A 15,693-nucleotide genomic window follows, 5' to 3' on the forward strand; every position below is an offset into this window, starting at 1 on the left:
AGTGTACTGGCGTCAGCTGTGAGCACCCGATGAATCGAGGCTTCGGTCGAGGCCTCTGCCGTCGTAGATGCGGGTGAACACCACGCCGAACACGAGTCCGATGAGCAGCCCGAGAGACGTCATGCCCACCGAGTGCAGCAGCCCTGCGTCGAGTGAGGCATTGAAATACAGGATCGAGCGGGTGCCGAGGAAGATCTGATGCATCGGCTCGAACTGCGCGAGCCAGGTGAAGATCGGCGGACTCGCTTCGAGGGGGATGGTGCCGCCCGATGACGGCAACGCCAGGATGATGAACACGATCAGATTGATCAGCAATCCGGCCGTGCCGAACGCAGACATCACCGCCAACGCCGTGATGCCCACCGCGGTGATCGCGAATGCGCCGTACGTCCACAGGGTCCATGCATGGGTGATCGGCATGCCGAGCAGATGGCTGATCAGCAGATACAGGGCAGACACCAGCATGGCGAGAACGACCATCACGAGCCATTTCACGAGCAGCGTCTGGAAGCGGTTGATCAGGGTCGGTCCGCGGTGGATGTACTTGGGACCGATCTCTGTGGGTGTGAACCCGAGTAGTCCGTCGACGAGTGCGCTGACGATGGTCGCTCCGGTGAAGCCGGCCAGGACGAGCAAGAGCGCGTAGTAGAAGGCGGACAAGCCACCGCCGGTGCCGTCGGGCAGAGGATCGTATTGGGCAACGATCACATCGATCGGTTGTGCGAGGGTGAGGGCACTCGCACCGGCGAGCTGAGTATCGCCGAGCTGCTGGCGCACCTGTTCGGTGATCTGTTGTCCCACAGTTTCATTGACCGACTCGAATGCCGGTGACGCCACTCCGGTCACGAGCGACGTCCCGAAACTGCCGGCACGTGGGTTGGTATAGACCGTGATGATCGGCTTCTCGACGTCCCCGGGAATCACACTCGCCTGAGCGAGGATTCCCATCCTCTTGGTGAAATCGCTCGGGATGACGATGGAACCGTAGGCCTCGGCCGTCGACAGCAGTGATTGTGCCTGCGCCGGACCGACTTCCCGGAAGTCGACCTTCTCCGAATCGACGTTCTGCAGCAGACCGTCGACGATGTCGTTGCCGATGTTGCGCTGCTCGCCTGCGAGGGTGTCGCCCTCGTCCTGGTTCACGATCGCAATGGGGAGGTCGTGCAGATTGTTCCTGGGGTCGAGCACACCGCCCAGGTACAGCGCGGCGAGGAACGACATCAGTGCCGACACCACCAGGATGGGCGCGAGCCAGAAACGCGGCGAACGAAGGACGTCGGCCATCGACCGAGGAGTTCTGTCGGAGGTCACCGGATCAGTGTCGCAAGTCCGGCCCCCACGTGCGCGTTTATTCGTAGCAGGCTACGAGTAAACGCGCACGTGCGGCGCAGCCGCTCCTAGGCGTTGGCCCGACGCGGCAGCTTCCACTCCGGACGCACCCAGTGGCAGGTGTAGCCCTCGGGATACTTCTGCAGGTAGTCCTGGTGCTCGGGCTCGGCCTCCCAGAAATCTCCGGCCGGGGTCACCTCGGTGACGACCTTGCCGGGCCACAGTCCCGACGCGTCGACGTCGGCGATGGTGTCCTCGGCGACGCGCTTCTGCTCGTCGTTCAGGTAGAAGATCGCCGAGCGGTAGCTGGCTCCGATGTCGTTGCCCTGACGGTTCTTGGTGGTGGGGTCGTGGATCTGGAAGAAGAACTCCAGCAGATCGCGGTATGTCGTCTGGGTGGGGTCGTAGACGACCTCGAGGCCCTCGGCGTGATTGCCGTGGTTGCGGTACGTCGCATTGGGGACCTCGCCGCCGGTGTAGCCGACGCGGGTCGAGATCACTCCAGGGAGCTTGCGGACGAGCTCTTCGGCTCCCCAGAAGCATCCTCCGGCGAGAATGGCGGTTTCGGTGGCTGCAGACATCGTTGCTCTCCTAGTTCTTTATCGGTCGATACGTGGGGTTCAACGAACGAGGCGGCGTCATAATTCCGAGTCGTGGGTGCGTTCACCGACCTCGAGAACCAGCTTGCCGGTGTTCGCCCCGTCGAACAGCAGGTTCAGGGTCGATCCGAAAGCGGGGATGCCGCCGATCTCGATCTGCTCGCGTGCGGTCATCTTACCGCTGGTGAGCAGTTCGGACAGCGCGTCGATGCCCTCCTGGTAGCGATCGAGGTAGTCGAAGATGATGAACCCCGTCATCGATGCCCGATTGATCAGTAGCGACAGGTAATGCGCCGGGCCGGGCTGCGGGTCCGTCGCGTTGTAGCCGGAGATGGCTCCGCACAACACCACTCGCGCTCCCTTGCGCAGTCGGGAGAGTGCCGCGTCGAGAATTTCGCCGCCGACGTTGTCGAAATACACGTCGATGCCCTTGGGCGCAGCCGCCTTCAGGCCCTTGTACACCGACTCGTTCTTGTAATCGATCGCCGCGTCGAAGCCCAGTTCTTCGGTGAGCCACGCGCACTTCTCGGGTCCACCGGCAATGCCGATCACAGTGGCTCCCTTGGCTTTCGCGATCTGCCCCGCGATACTGCCCACGGCACCGGCGGCTCCGGAGATCACCACGGTATCGCCTTCGGCGAGCTTGCCGACGTCCATCAGACCGAAATAGGCCGTGAGCCCGGGGAATCCGAGTGCCCCGAGCCAGGTGGGAGCAGGCGCGATGGATTCGTCGACCTTCTGCACCCCCGTGCCGTCCGACAGGGCATGCTCGGTGACGCCGAACGAACCCGAAACGATCTCTCCGACTGCATAATCGGGATGGTGGGATTCCAGCACCCGGCCCACGGCGTGCGCCCGCATCACCTCGCCGATGCCGACGGGCGGCACGTACGAGCGCGCATCGTTGAGCCAGCCGCGCATGGCCGGGTCGAGAGAGACATAGTCGACGGTGACGACGAATTCTCCGTCACCGGGGGTGGGAATCGGTTCCTCGGTGAGGTTCCACGTCGATTCGTCGGGACGTCCCACCGGGCGCTGGGCCAGCCGGATCTGACGGTTCACAGATGTCATCTACCGTTCCTTCCACATCGAAGACGTGCATGTCGAAAACAGGGCACTTCGACACTAGGGCAGAATGACGTCACGATGACCAACGCGCCGAACACCACCCGCCTCGCCCCCCGACTCGTCGCAAGCGACGTCGACGGCACCTTGCTCGACCAGCACGAACGTGTCACCGAGCGCACCAAGCGCGCCGTCTCGGCCGTCGTGGCCGACGGAGTTCCGTTCGTGCTGTCCACCGGCAGGCCGCCGCGGTGGATCCACCCCGTCGTCGATCAGCTGGGATACGCGCCGATGTCGGTGTGCGCCAACGGTGCGGTGATCTACGACGCCGCCAACGATCGCGTGCTCAGCGCCGAGACGCTGTCGGTCGAGACGCTGCAGTGGTTGGCCGACGTCGCGTATCGCGCGCTGCCCGGCTGCGGACTGGCCGCCGAGCGAGTGGGCCGGACGGCGCACGACTCGGCGACGCCGCAGTTCGTCAGCTCCCCGGGATACGAGCACGCCTGGCTGAACCCGGACAACGTCGAGATGACCGAGGACGACGTGGTCGACGTTCCGGCCGTCAAACTGCTGATCCGGTTGTCCGGTTCCACCAGCGGACACATGGCCGACATCCTGTCCCCGCTGATTTCAGGTCGAGCAGACCTGACGTTCTCCACCGACAACGGACTCATCGAGCTGTCGGCACCGGGCATCACCAAGGCATCGGGCCTGGCCAAGGTCGCCGAGACGCTGTCGGTGGACGTGCAGGACATCGTGGCCTTCGGCGATATGCCCAACGACGTGCCGATGCTGTCGATGGTGGGTCTGGGCGTCGCGATGGGCAACGCGCATCCCGCTGCCGTCGCGGCGGCGAACGAAGTGACCGTCACCAACGCAGAAGATGGAGTGGCACAGGTTCTCGAACGCTGGTGGTGACCCTCAGGTCTCCCGGTGTATCCGAACACGACAAGGGCCGAGTCACCACGGTGACTCGGCCCTTGTCGACTGTCGGAACTCAGCCCGCGGGTGCGGGCTCCGGTGCGGGAGCAGGCTCAGGTGCAGGAGCCGGTTCCACCGGTGCTGCGACGGGGTTCTGCATCTCCGCGTTGTAGGTGTCGTTGTACGTCTTGATCACCGTGGTGACGATTCCGGTGAGCTCGTTGAAGATCAGCGAACCGTTCTCGAAGTCGGTACGGAAGCCCTCCGGCACCCGGAACTCGTCCGTGATCGGCAGGCCGAGGATGCCGTCCACGCCACCCTGCTGCACGTACTGCTGGAAGATCTTGCCGATCACGGCCACGGCCTGACCGGCCATGTTGGTGATGATCTCGCCGTTGGCGAACTGCGCCTTCTCACGGCCGCCGCTCACCTGCACCAGACCGCTCACCGGAACGCCGAGCGAGCCGGTTTCTCCGCCCGAAGCCAACCACTTCTGTGCGACGGGACTGGTGGCCGCCAGTCGCTGCAGTTCGGCGACCAGAGCCGGGATGTTCTCGCCCAGAGTGGAACTGGCGTCGGTGCCCGGGCGTGACGGTGCCGGGTCGGTCACCGCGGTATCGGGAGCGTCGGGTGATGCCGGAGTGGCATCTCCGCCACCGCCGAGGTTTGCCGCAGCGATGTCGCGGATCTCCCCGAGTCGTGCGTATCCGGCGTCACCGGGGCATTCGGTGTTGCCGACATCGCGGTGACCGAAGATCACCGGCAGGTCGACGCTCTGGCCGCGGCCGACGAACGTGAAATCCGTTCCCTCCGAGGTCATCGTGGTGGTGCCCTTCGGGTCGAGACCGGCCTTGCCGAGTCGCCATCCGAGGAACTTGCCGACCGAATCGATGGTCTCCTGCGAGGGGTCCTCGTTGGAGTAGTCGCCCATCATGGCGATGCCCATCGTGTTCTCGTTGAACCCGCCCGAGTGTGCGCCCTGGACCGGCTTGTCCAAGCCGCCCGCGCGGCCCTCGAAGATCTGGCCGTACTTGTCGACGAGGACGTTGTAGCCGATGTCGCACCAGCCGAGTGTCTGCGCGTGGTACGCGTAGATGGCGCGGACGATCTCGGCCGATTCGGACTTGGAGTAGTCGTTGCTGCCTGCGGTGTGGTGCACGGTGGCACCGCCGAGGAAGTCGTCGACAGTCGGTGTGGCGCAACGGATCGACTCGTCGGCACCCCACTGAGCGCGGGTGATGACCTTGGGACCTGCGTCACCGGCGACGGGCGTGGCGATGTCGTTCAATGCCGAGTCGACCGGCGACGTCCCGGGGGTGATGAGCACGGCACTGATGTCATTGACGGCCGCCGCCAACTGATCCGCCGTGCCTTCCGGCGCGGCCTCGGGCTGGGCGGGATCTGCTGCAGGTGCCGGGGCTGCAGGTGCCGGCGCCGCGGGATCGACCGGTGCCGGATCCTGTTGACGCAGAGGCGTGCTCGACGACGCCGGGGTGTAGCCCAACGGTTGTTCCGCAGCAGCGGGCGCCTCGGCCGGAGCGTCGGCAGCAGGCAGCTCGACGACCGGAACCTCGGGAACCGGTGCAGTCGCGAAGCTTTCGGGAGCGGCACTGCTCGTCAGCGGCGTCAGCAGCACCTGCACTGCATTGGTCAGTCCGACGAAGATCGGCTCGGTGCCCTGCTTTTCCGCAGCGGGAACGGCGTCGCTCGCAGTGGTATCCACCGGCGCAGTCTCGAGCCACGGGCCCCAGGATCCGTCCTCTAGCTGGCGGCGAACCTGAGCGGTCGCACCGTCGAGCTGCTCGGAGGTCAGGGCCACCATGCTGAAGGGAGTGTCCTGCTTGATCTCCTTGACGGCGGCACCGAGCGGCGGGCCGGTCGGATCGGCAGCTTCCGGATTCACGGGCAGGGGACTGACCGGCGCGGATGCATCGACCCGGGGAACGGGTGCCTGTGCTGTCGCGTTGCCCGGCGCGGGCGTGGTCAGGCCCGGGATGTCGGGGATCTCGATCGGCGGGATCACGATGGAATCCGGCAGCGGTAGGTACTTCAGATCGGAGAGCCGCAGATCCGGCAACGGCAGTCCGGTGAGTTCCTGCAACGGAATGACGATGTCCGGTGCGGAGCTCAGCGCGGTCTCGACGATCTTGGTCGGCACGGTGACCGGGGTTGTCTCGTTGGCCGGTCGAACTCCGGTTGTCGTGCTGTCGGTGAGGCCTGCGACCGCAAAGGGGGTTGCGACGGCCAGTAGTGCGACAGCACCGAGAACGATCGACGGCTTCGTTCGACGGTTCGGCAAGGCGGTACTCCCTGGTTGTTGGTAGGTACGCGTCGTAGGATCCAGCTACTGAACAACATGAATCACATCAGCAACATGAGTCCCATCAGACACAAGGCTAAACCTTAGCTTGACAGTTAGCCATCGGCGGGAAGTTCGAGTGGCGCGGCGCGTCGGACGCGTCACCTACGCTTTCCGCTGTGACTGTGCACTTCATCGGAGCCGGACCGGGCGCTGCCGACCTGCTCACGCTGCGAGCGGTCGAGCTCTTGCGATCGAGCCCGGTCTGCGTCTACGCCGGCACCTACATCGACGACGCGATCCTCGAACATTGCTCCGCAGGCACCCGGCTGGTCGACACCGCGAAACTCGACCTCGACGCCATCACGGACGAGCTGGTCGCCGCCCACGAGCGCGGGGAGGATGTCGCGCGGCTGTGCTCGGGGGACCCGTCCCTCTACTCCGCGCTGGCGGAGATGTCCGCTCGACTCGACGCCGCAGGCGTGCCCTGGGACGTCACCCCTGGCGTTCCGGCCTACGCGGCCGCAGCCGCCGCATTGGGCGTCGAGCTGACGGTTCCGGAAGTGACGCAGTCGGTGGTGCTCACGCGCGCACAGGCCCGCTCGACGGCGATGCCCGATACCGAGGCGCTGAAGAACTTCGCCGCCACCAGGGCGACGCTCGCGCTGCACCTGGCGATCACCCGCACCCGCATCATCGCCGACGAACTGACCGAGTTCTACGGTCCCGAGTGCCCCGCCACGGTCGTCTTCCACGCCAGCAAGCCGGACGAGCTGATCCTGCGCGGCACTTTGGCCGACATCGCCGACCAGGTCGAGGCCGCCGACCTGCGACAGGCGGCGGTGATTCTGGTGGGGCCAGCCCTGGCTCGACGCGTCGTCACCGAATCCCACCTGTACGACGCGTGCCGGGACCGCTCGTGAGAATCCATCTGATCGGCATCGGCGGTGGCCACCCGGATCAGGTGACCGTCCAGGCCGTCGAGAAACTGCGGGCCGTGGACGTGTTCGTCGTCGCGGACAAGGGTGCATCCGTCGGCGATCTCGCAACAGCCAGGCAGGAGATCCTCGAACGCCACCACGGCGGCAGCTACCGGGTGATCGAGGTGCCCGACCCGCCACGCGATCGATCGCCCCGGCAGTACGAGACCGCTGTCCTCGATTGGCACGACGCCCGCGCCCGCGCCTACGCCGATGTGCTCGACGCCCTCGCCGAAGGCACCGTCGTCGGATTCCTCGTCTGGGGAGACCCCGCGCTCTACGACAGCACGATCCGCGTCGTCGAGCGGCTGGCCGCGTTGCGCGGCGACATCGAGTTCGATGTCACACCCGGTATCTCCAGCGTGTCGATGCTGGCGGCGAGTCACCGCCTCGTGCTCAACCGCATCGGCGGGCCGATCGTCATCACCACCGGCCGCAACCTGGCAGGCGATGTCGCCACCGGCCTCGACAACCTCGTGGTCATGCTCGACGGCAATCTGGCCTGCAGCGCGCTGACCGGCGCAGGGTGGGGCATCCACTGGGGTGCCAACCTGGGGACGGCGGACGAGAAGCTGGTGGCGGGTCCGCTCGACGACGTGCTGGGCGAGATCCGCCGCGCCCGCGAGGAGGTCAAGTCCCGGCACGGCTGGGTGATGGACACCTACCTGCTTCGACGCCTGCCCGGTTGACCTCCGACCGGCCGACCGACGCCTGGCGGGGCAGAGCGGTCACGATCGTCGGATACCCTGGTTGCCCGTGACTGCTGTAAGCCCCGAGACCACCTCTTCCGACGCCTCCGTGACCGGCCGATACGACCTCATCGTCGTCGGATCCGGGTTCTTCGGACTGACCGTGGCGGAGCGGGCGGCGTCCCAGTTGGGCAAGCGTGTCCTCGTGCTGGATCGGCGGCACCACCTGGGCGGCAACGCGTACTCCGAGGCCGAGCCCGAGACGGGTATCGAGATCCACAAGTACGGCGCGCATCTGTTCCACACCTCGAACAAGCGGGTCTGGGACTACGTCAACCAGTTCACCGATTTCACGAGCTACCAGCACCGTGTCTTCGCCCTGCACAAGGGCCAGTCGTATCAGTTCCCGATGGGCCTGGGCCTGATCTCGCAGTTCTTCGGCAAGTACTTCTCGCCGGCCGAGGCGCGGGCACTCATCGAAGAGCAGTCCGACGAGTTCGACTCGAAGGACGCGCAGAACTTCGAGGAGAAGGCGATCTCGTTGATCGGGCGCCCGCTGTACGAGGCGTTCATCAAGGATTACACCGCCAAGCAGTGGCAGACCGATCCGAAGAATCTGCCCGCGGGCAACATCACCCGGTTGCCGGTGCGGTACACGTTCGACAACCGCTACTTCAACGACACCTACGAGGGACTGCCGGTCGACGGCTACACCGCGTGGCTCGAGAAGATGGCCGCCGACGAGAAGATCGAGGTCCGGCTGAACACGGACTGGTTCGACGTCAAGGCCGAGCTCGTGACCGAGAGCCCCGACGCTCCCATCGTCTACACCGGCCCGCTGGACCGCTACTTCGACTACTCCGAGGGCGAACTGGGCTGGCGGACAATCGATTTCGAGACCGAGGTGCTCCCGACGGGTGACTTCCAGGGCACCCCGGTGATGAACTACAACGACGGCGACGTGCCGTTCATCCGGATCCACGAGTTCCGTCACTTCCACCCCGAGCGCCAGTACCCGACCGACAAGACGGTCATCATGCGCGAGTTCTCCCGCTTCGCCGAGAGCGGCGACGAGCCGTACTACCCGATCAACACTCCCGACGATCGGCAGAAGCTCGAGGCCTACCGCGACCGCGCCAAGGCCGAGGCCGCCGCGAACGGAGTGCTGTTCGGTGGCCGACTCGGCACCTACCAGTACCTGGACATGCACATGGCCATCGCGAGCGCGCTGAACATGTACGAGAACACCCTGGCCCCGCACTTCGAGACCGGTGCACCCCTGGCAGGCGACAAGTGACCGCCAAGCACCTCCTCGAGGACGGCATCGCCGACGCCGCGCCGGTTCTCGGCAAGTCACTGTTGCAGCGAGTATTGCTGCCGCGCTCGGGTGAACCGCTCGACGTGCGCACGCTGTACCTCGAAGAAGCGCTCACCAACGCCAAACGGGCACACTCGCTCTCGCGGACCTCGGTCACGATCGGCTCCGAGTCCGAGGTGTCGTTCTGTACCTACTTCAACGCGTTCCCGGCCAGCTACTGGCGGCGCTACAGCGTCCTGAAGTCCGTGGTGCTGCGCGTCGAGGTCTCCGGACACTGCCGAATCGACGTCTACCGGTCCAAGGCCGATGCGTCGCGCATCCACGTCGAGGGCCGCGAGGCCGTGGACGGCGATGCAGCACAGGAGTTCCTGATCGACCTCGGTCCGTTCGAGGACGGCGGCTGGATCTGGTTCGACATCACCTCCGATTCCGAGGTGGTGCTCGAGAGCGCGGGTTGGTACGCGCCGATCGACGCGCCGGGCGAGGCCACCGTCGCGGTCGGCATCCCCACGTTCAATCGCCCGACCGACGCCGTCAAAGCCCTTGTGGCTCTTGGCTCGGATCCGTTGGTTCTCGACGTGATCGAGGCCGTCATCATGCCCGATCAGGGCACCCGCAAGGCCAAGGACGAGCCCGGATTCGACGAGGCCGCAGCTGCCCTCGGCGGCCGACTCGCCATCCACGATCAGGCCAACCTCGGCGGGTCCGGCGGATACAGCCGCATCATGTACGAGGCACTGAACAACACTGCCTGCCAACACATCCTGTTCATGGACGACGACATCGAGATCGAGCCAGACTCGATCCTGCGGGCGCTGGCCATGTCGCGATTCGCCAAGGTCCCCACGCTCGTCGGTGGCCAGATGCTCAACCTGCAGGCGCGCAGCCACCTGCACGTCATGGGCGAAGTGATCGATCGCGGCAACTTCATGTGGACCGGCGCACAGAACGTGGAGTACGACCACGACTTCTCCGAGGACCCGCTGCGCACCAGCAAGCTGCTGCACCGCCGCATCGACGTCGACTACAACGGCTGGTGGATGTGCATGATTCCGCGCGTCGTCGCCGAGGAACTGGGGCAGCCGCTACCGCTGTTCATCAAGTGGGACGACGCCGAATACGGCTTGCGCGCACGGGAAGCCGGCTACCCGACGGTGACACTGCCGGGTGCGGCCATCTGGCACATGGCGTGGAGCGACAAGGACGACGCCATCGACTGGCAGGCGTACTTCCATCTGCGCAATCGCCTCGTGGTCGCATCGCTGCACATGCCGGGCGACGGCAAGGGCCTGGTGCTCGACACGATCAAGGCCACGGTCAAGCATCTGCTGTGTCTCGAATACTCGACGGTCGCCATTCAGAACCTCGCGATCCGCGACTTCCTGGCCGGCCCCGAGCACATCCTCGAGATCCTGCCCACCGCGCTGCCGACCGTGCACGCGCTGCGCAAGGAATTTCCCGACGCCGTCGTCGTCGGCAGTTCCACGGAGCTGCCCCTCGCGTCCGGTGAGGAAGTGGGATCCGTCGGGCTGCCGACCAACCCGCTCGCCAAGATCAGCCGGTTGGCAAAAGGCTTGCTGCACAACGCAAAGCCCGCGCACACCCAGCATCACGACCGCCCACAGCTCAACGTCCCGACTCTCGACGCGCGCTGGTTCCTGCTCTCTCAGGTCGACGGCGTCACCGTCACCACCGCCGACGGCCGGGGCGTCGTCTACCGCAAGCGAGACCGCGCTCAGGCCGCGGCGTTGCTCAAGGAAGCACTGTCGCTGCGCAAGCAGTTGGCGGCCGAATTCCCCGCCCTCAAGGCTCGGTATCGCGATGCCGTGCCGCACCTGACCAGTAAGGAAACGTGGGAACGTGTCTTTCGTTACCAGGCGTAAGGGCCAGACCGAGGCCCCGACGGAAGTCAGGATCCTCGAGAAGGTGCAGAGCACCGTCGGCAGTGCCCCCGGCGCGATCACCGTCGCCCGTGGCATGTCGCACTTCGGCGAACACGCACTCGGCTGGGTCGCGATCGCCGGTATCGGTGCTGCGCTGGACAAGCCGCGTCGGCGTCAGTGGGCCTCGGTGGCAGTCGGGGCAGTGGGCTCCCACGCCGCGTCGATCGTCATCAAGCGAATCGTGCGTCGGCCACGTCCCCACGATCCGGCCGTGCGCATCAACGTCTCGACGCCCAGCAAGCTGAGCTTTCCGTCCTCGCATGCGACATCCACCACAGCCGCCGCGGTTCTCCTCGGCCGGGTGACCGGGCTACCGTTACCGGCGGTCCTCGTCCCACCCATGCTGCTCTCGCGCTTGGTGCTCGGAGTCCATTACCCCACCGATGTGCTGGCAGGATCGGCACTCGGCGCGTTGACGGCTGCGGCCGTCGTGAAGTTCGAAGGAGACAAATGAGCGAGGATGCCGCACCCGTAGGCGCGCCGCCGAAGAACCTGGCGGACGGCATCGTCAAGGCGCTTCGTCCGCGTCAGTGGGTCAAGAACGTCCTGGTGCTCGCTGCACCGCTGGCCGCGGGCTCGGTCACCGACCCCGACGTGCTGCTGTCCGTCGCGCTCGCATTCGTCGTGTTCTGCTTCGCCGCATCCGGGGTCTACCTTGTCAACGACGCCCTCGATGTCGAGGCCGACCGCGCACACCCCACCAAGCGGTTCCGGCCGATCGCCGCGGGCGTGCTGCCCGTCAACATCGCCTACGCGATGGCCGTGGTGTCCTTCGCCCTCGCCATCGGTCTTTCGTTCCTCGCGAACTGGAAGCTGGCGCTGGTCATCGGCGTCTACATCGTGATCCAGCTGGCCTACTGCTTCGGTCTCAAGCACCAGGCCGTGCTCGACATCTGCATCGTGTCCTCGGGCTTCCTGTTGCGCGCGATCGCCGGTGGCGTCGCCGCCTCGATCCCGCTGTCGCAGTGGTTCCTGTTGATCATGGCGTTCGGATCGCTCTTCATGGCTGCCGGTAAGCGCTACGCCGAGCTGCAGCTCGCCGAACGCACCGGAGCGAAGATCCGCAAATCGCTCGAGAACTACACCACCACGTACCTGCGATTCGTCTGGACGCTGTCGGCAACGGCCGTCGTCATCTGTTACGGCCTGTGGGCGTTCCAGGAAGACGCGGGCACGGACGCCAACTGGTTCGCGATCTCGATGATTCCGTTTACCATCGCAATCCTGCGATACGCAGTGGATGTCGATGGCGGCGAGGCAGGCGAACCCGAAGAGATCGCGTTGGGAGACAGGGTTCTGCAGCTACTCGCCATAGCGTGGATCGGAGTGGTTGGTGTCGCTGTCTACCTCGCCTGACCAGCGAGACGCGCGAGAAGAGAACTCCGCTCGGGCATCGATCACCCGGCCCGTCTTCTGGATCGGGACCGTGGTCACCGGGGCGTTGTTCCTCTGGGGTGCGTGGGAGCGCCGCTGGATCGCCGACGACGGGCTGATCGTGCTGCGCACCGTCCGCAACCTGCTGGCCGGCAACGGACCGGTGTTCAACGCGGGCGAACGAGTCGAGACCAACACCAGCACCATCTGGACATACCTCGTCTACGCAGGCAGTTGGCTGAGCGAGGGACGCCTCGAGTACGTCGTCCTGACGATCGCGCTCGTACTGTCCACGGCGGCCGTCGTCATCGCGATGATCGGCACGTTCGCGCTGCGAGGGCGTACTGCATCGAAGACCCTGTTCCTGCCCGCAGGCGTCCTGGTCTACATCGCGGTTCCTCCTGCCCGCGACTTCGCGACGTCCGGCCTCGAGACCTGCCTGGTCATCTTCTGGCTGGCGATGCTGTGGCTGCTGATGGTTCGCTGGGGCCAGCGCCGGAGCGGTGGCGTCGAGCTGTTGCTGCTGGCGTTCTTTGCCGGCCTCGGCCCGCTGGTGCGTCCGGAACTGTCCATCGTGGCGGTGCTCGCGCTGGCGATGATCTTCCTGGCCCCGCAGAGTTGGTTGTCCAGGCTCCGAGTGTTCGTATTCGCCGGAGCCGTGCCGGTGCTCTACCAGATCTGGCGCATGGGCTACTACGGCCTGCCTTACCCCAACACCGCGGTGTCGAAGGATGCCGGTGGAGCCAAGTGGTCGCAGGGGTTCGAGTACCTGTCCAACCTCGTGGGCCCGTACCTGCTGTGGCTGCCACTCGTACTGCTCGTCGTCGGTGCCGTTCTGTCGGCCTCCCGTGTGCGGTTGTCCCTGCCCCGCACCGTCGGCGGCTGGCTCGCAGCGCTACGGACGCCGACCGCCGTGGTCGTCTTCGTGGTGATCAGTGGCCTTCTGCTGGCTTTGTACGCGATTCGCGTCGGCGGCGATTTCATGCACGGCCGGACATTGTTGCCGGCATTGTTCACGCTTTTGTTGCCGATTTCGGTGCTGCCGGTCGCCCTTCCGAAACGATGGTCTGCAGACCGCGCCACCGCGATATTTTTCGCCGATCTTTTCGTCTGGGGCGGCATCGTGGTCTGGGCCGTCGTGGCCGCCAATACGACGGGTATGCCGCAGGGTTCGATCGTCGGCCGCAATGGAATCGTCGACGAGCGGGCGTTCTACTCGCTCAACACCGGGCACGCCCACCCGATCCTGGCCTCGGACTACCTCGACTACCCGCGGATGCGTGGGATGGTCGAGGCGATCGAGGACACTCCGGACGGCGGCCTGCTGTTGCCGTCGGCGCAGTTCACCTACTGGGATGTCGTTCCCCCGCCGCTCCCCATCCCGGAGGGTGGCTTCGGTCACACCGTCTTCTTCCTGAACCTCGGAATGACCAGCATGAACGTCGGCCTCGACGTGCGGGTCATCGACCAGATGGGGCTGGCGTACCCGTTGGCGTCGCACACCGAGCGGCTCGAGAACGGCCGGATCGGACACGACAAGAACCTGTATCCGGACTGGGTGGTGGCCGATCTCGGCCTCGTCGCCGTCCATCCGTACCTGCCCTGGTACATGGACGAGGACTGGGTCACCGAGGCTCAGGTTGCGCTGACCTGCCCCGACACCCAGGAACTGCTCACCTCGTATCGAGCTCCGTTGACGAAGGAATTGTTCGTCCGGAATGTCAAGCGTTCGCTCTTCTACGCCGGATATCGGTTCGATCGGGTGCCGAAGTACGAAATACAACGATGTGATCTTCCGGCCCCGAAATTGAAGGCGGACAATTAGGTGTCCGAACACGAAAAGGTCACCGGGTTGCGCCGAATTGGTGTCGACGCCAAGATGAGCTATCTCGATCATGTAACGGGGGTCGTCCTTCGCGCGATAAGTGCGGAGGATGTGTATGCGTCCGACCTGTGTGGTCGGGCGGCAAACATGATGGACTTGCGAGATCAAGCGTTGATTGCGTAACCGATGTGACGACGAAGCAGCTGAGAGGTCGAGTGCATGCTGGGTAGAAGGAAGAGCCGGTCCGAGGACAAGCGGGGTGGGTCCTGGGGACGCCGCGCCGCCACGTCCATGCTGATGGCAGTGGTCCTACCACTGGGATTGGCTGTAGCCGGCGGTGGCGCGACTGCAAACGCGGCCTTCGACGGCAATGCCATCGACGTATGGACGGACTCGTCGATGGGTCCGATCAAGAGTCGCGTCTGGCGCGCCGCGGACGGTAACACCGACCGCGTCGTCTACCTCCTCGACGGGCTGCGGGCCACCACCGACATCTCCGGTTGGGAGCACGAGACCGACGCCGGTGCCGTATTGGCCGGGTACAACATCAACGTCGTCCAGCCGGTCGGCGGGCAGTCGAGCTTCTACTCCGACTGGTACGCACCGTCGAACTTCAACGGCCAGCAGACCACGTACAAGTGGGAGACCTTCCTGACGCAGAACCTGCGTGAGAACCTGCGCGCCAACTGGGGCTTCAACCCCAACCGCAACGGTGTCATCGGTATCTCGATGGGCGGATCGGCTGCTCTGACGCTCGCCGCCTACCACCCGGACCAGTTCAGCTACGCGGGCTCGCTGTCCGGCTACCTGAACATCTCTGCTCCCGGCATGCGTGAAGCGATGCGTCTGGCGTTGCTCGACTCGGGCCGCTACAACATCGACGCGATGTGGGGACCGCCGTGGGATCCGGCGTGGCTGCGCAACGACCCGTTCGTCTTCGCGCCTCGTCTGCGCGACAACGGAACCCGCGTGTGGGTGTTCGCAGGTAGCGGTCTGCCCGGCGGACTCGATCGCCCGCAGAGCTTCATCGACTACTACAACACCGCCAACGGCATGGGCCTCGAGGCCATCGCGTTGGCGAACAGCCGGGCGTTCCAGATCCGGATGGCGAGCATCGGCGCCAACAACGTCACGTATGCGTTCCCGGCCGTCGGTACCCACCAGTGGGGTTACTGGGGCGAGCAGATCCGCATCATGGCACCGGACCTGAGCGCCAACATCGGTGGCTGACCGGTCACACTTCGTTTCGGTCGTTTCGGTCGTTTCGCCCGCTTTTCGGCCCTTCGTGAAACTTCACGACTTTTCAGGCCTGTTCAGCGGGGGCCGAGCAGGATAGTCTCCTGTTTCAAGG

General features: G+C 65.3%; 13 protein-coding genes. 9 read left to right on the forward strand and 4 right to left on the reverse strand.

The genetic code is table 11. The annotated features are described in order from the left end of the window. Positions 1-12: 12 nt before the first annotated feature. From R3P95_RS16585 to R3P95_RS16595, 3 genes are all read right to left on the reverse strand, one after another. Positions 13-1,284 (reverse strand): YhgE/Pip domain-containing protein, encoded by a 1,272-nt coding sequence (locus R3P95_RS16585; RefSeq protein ID WP_317549076.1) that lies wholly within the window; start codon positions 1,282-1,284, stop codon positions 13-15. 113 nt (positions 1,285-1,397) lie between these two features. After that, complete coding sequence (gene msrA, locus R3P95_RS16590) at positions 1,398-1,910, reverse strand: peptide-methionine (S)-S-oxide reductase MsrA (protein ID WP_068054290.1); 513 nt, start codon at positions 1,908-1,910, stop codon at positions 1,398-1,400. A gap of 57 nt (positions 1,911-1,967) precedes the next feature. Continuing rightward, positions 1,968-2,999 carry an NADP-dependent oxidoreductase gene (locus tag R3P95_RS16595; protein ID WP_068054293.1) on the reverse strand — a complete coding sequence of 344 codons (1,032 nt, stop codon included), beginning with the start codon at positions 2,997-2,999 and terminating at the stop codon, positions 1,968-1,970. A gap of 75 nt (positions 3,000-3,074) precedes the next feature. Between R3P95_RS16595 and R3P95_RS16600 the strand changes: the two genes are divergently transcribed. Beyond that, on the forward strand, positions 3,075-3,911 hold the full coding sequence (locus R3P95_RS16600) for a Cof-type HAD-IIB family hydrolase (protein ID WP_068054295.1): 837 nt from the start codon (positions 3,075-3,077) through the stop codon (positions 3,909-3,911). A 79-nt stretch (positions 3,912-3,990) separates the two neighbouring features. Here the strand turns inward: R3P95_RS16600 and R3P95_RS16605 are convergent, their stop codons facing one another. Beyond that, a complete protein-coding gene (locus R3P95_RS16605) occupies positions 3,991-6,213 on the reverse strand; it encodes an N-acetylmuramoyl-L-alanine amidase (protein WP_317548883.1) in 2,223 nt (740 codons plus the stop codon). Between the two features lie 179 nt (positions 6,214-6,392). On the opposite strand from R3P95_RS16605, the gene cobM reads away from it, so the two are divergent. The 8 genes from cobM to R3P95_RS16645 all read left to right on the forward strand — a co-directional run bounded on the left by cobM (position 6,393) and on the right by R3P95_RS16645 (position 15,572). Beyond that, complete coding sequence (gene cobM / locus R3P95_RS16610) at positions 6,393-7,136, forward strand: precorrin-4 C(11)-methyltransferase (RefSeq protein WP_317548884.1); 744 nt, start codon at positions 6,393-6,395, stop codon at positions 7,134-7,136. Continuing rightward, positions 7,133-7,882, forward strand: a complete 750-nt coding sequence (gene cobF / locus R3P95_RS16615; protein ID WP_317548885.1) for a precorrin-6A synthase (deacetylating) — start codon at positions 7,133-7,135, stop codon at positions 7,880-7,882. Before cobM ends, cobF begins: the two co-directional genes overlap by 4 nt. Before the next feature lie 67 nt (positions 7,883-7,949). Then, positions 7,950-9,179, forward strand: coding sequence for a UDP-galactopyranose mutase (gene glf / locus R3P95_RS16620; protein ID WP_317548886.1), 1,230 nt, complete (start codon positions 7,950-7,952; stop codon positions 9,177-9,179). Continuing rightward, positions 9,176-11,083: a glycosyltransferase gene (locus R3P95_RS16625; protein ID WP_317548887.1), complete on the forward strand. Its 1,908-nt coding sequence runs from the start codon at positions 9,176-9,178 to the stop codon at positions 11,081-11,083. Before glf ends, R3P95_RS16625 begins: the two co-directional genes overlap by 4 nt. Beyond that, positions 11,061-11,597 (forward strand): phosphatase PAP2 family protein, encoded by a 537-nt coding sequence (locus R3P95_RS16630; protein WP_052047296.1) that lies wholly within the window; start codon positions 11,061-11,063, stop codon positions 11,595-11,597. Before R3P95_RS16625 ends, R3P95_RS16630 begins: the two co-directional genes overlap by 23 nt. After that, positions 11,594-12,499 (forward strand): decaprenyl-phosphate phosphoribosyltransferase, encoded by a 906-nt coding sequence (locus R3P95_RS16635; RefSeq protein WP_068054311.1) that lies wholly within the window; start codon positions 11,594-11,596, stop codon positions 12,497-12,499. The genes R3P95_RS16630 and R3P95_RS16635 overlap by 4 nt, the downstream gene beginning before the upstream one ends. Further along, entirely contained in the window at positions 12,477-14,342 is a 1,866-nt protein-coding gene (gene zomB / locus R3P95_RS16640) for a flagellar motor control protein ZomB (protein WP_317548888.1), read from the forward strand. The genes R3P95_RS16635 and zomB overlap by 23 nt, the downstream gene beginning before the upstream one ends. A gap of 219 nt (positions 14,343-14,561) precedes the next feature. Beyond that, positions 14,562-15,572 (forward strand): alpha/beta hydrolase, encoded by a 1,011-nt coding sequence (locus tag R3P95_RS16645; RefSeq protein ID WP_176460222.1) that lies wholly within the window; start codon positions 14,562-14,564, stop codon positions 15,570-15,572. The last annotated feature ends 121 nt before the right edge of the window (positions 15,573-15,693 follow it).

This window comes from Rhodococcus cercidiphylli (assembly GCF_033042225.1).
Lineage (GTDB): Bacteria > Actinomycetota > Actinomycetes > Mycobacteriales > Mycobacteriaceae > Rhodococcoides.

Coding starts and splice junctions, on each gene's coding strand:
- R3P95_RS16635 (WP_068054311.1), top strand. CDS start 11,594: ATGAGCGAGGATGCCGCACCCGTAGGCGCGCCGCCGAAGAACCTGGCG.
- R3P95_RS16645 (WP_176460222.1), top strand. CDS start 14,562: ATGCTGGGTAGAAGGAAGAGCCGGTCCGAGGACAAGCGGGGTGGGTCC.
- R3P95_RS16600 (WP_068054295.1), top strand. CDS start 3,075: ATGACCAACGCGCCGAACACCACCCGCCTCGCCCCCCGACTCGTCGCA.
- msrA (WP_068054290.1), bottom strand. CDS start 1,910: ATGTCTGCAGCCACCGAAACCGCCATTCTCGCCGGAGGATGCTTCTGG.
- R3P95_RS16585 (WP_317549076.1), bottom strand. CDS start 1,284: ATGGCCGACGTCCTTCGTTCGCCGCGTTTCTGGCTCGCGCCCATCCTG.
- R3P95_RS16595 (WP_068054293.1), bottom strand. CDS start 2,999: ATGACATCTGTGAACCGTCAGATCCGGCTGGCCCAGCGCCCGGTGGGA.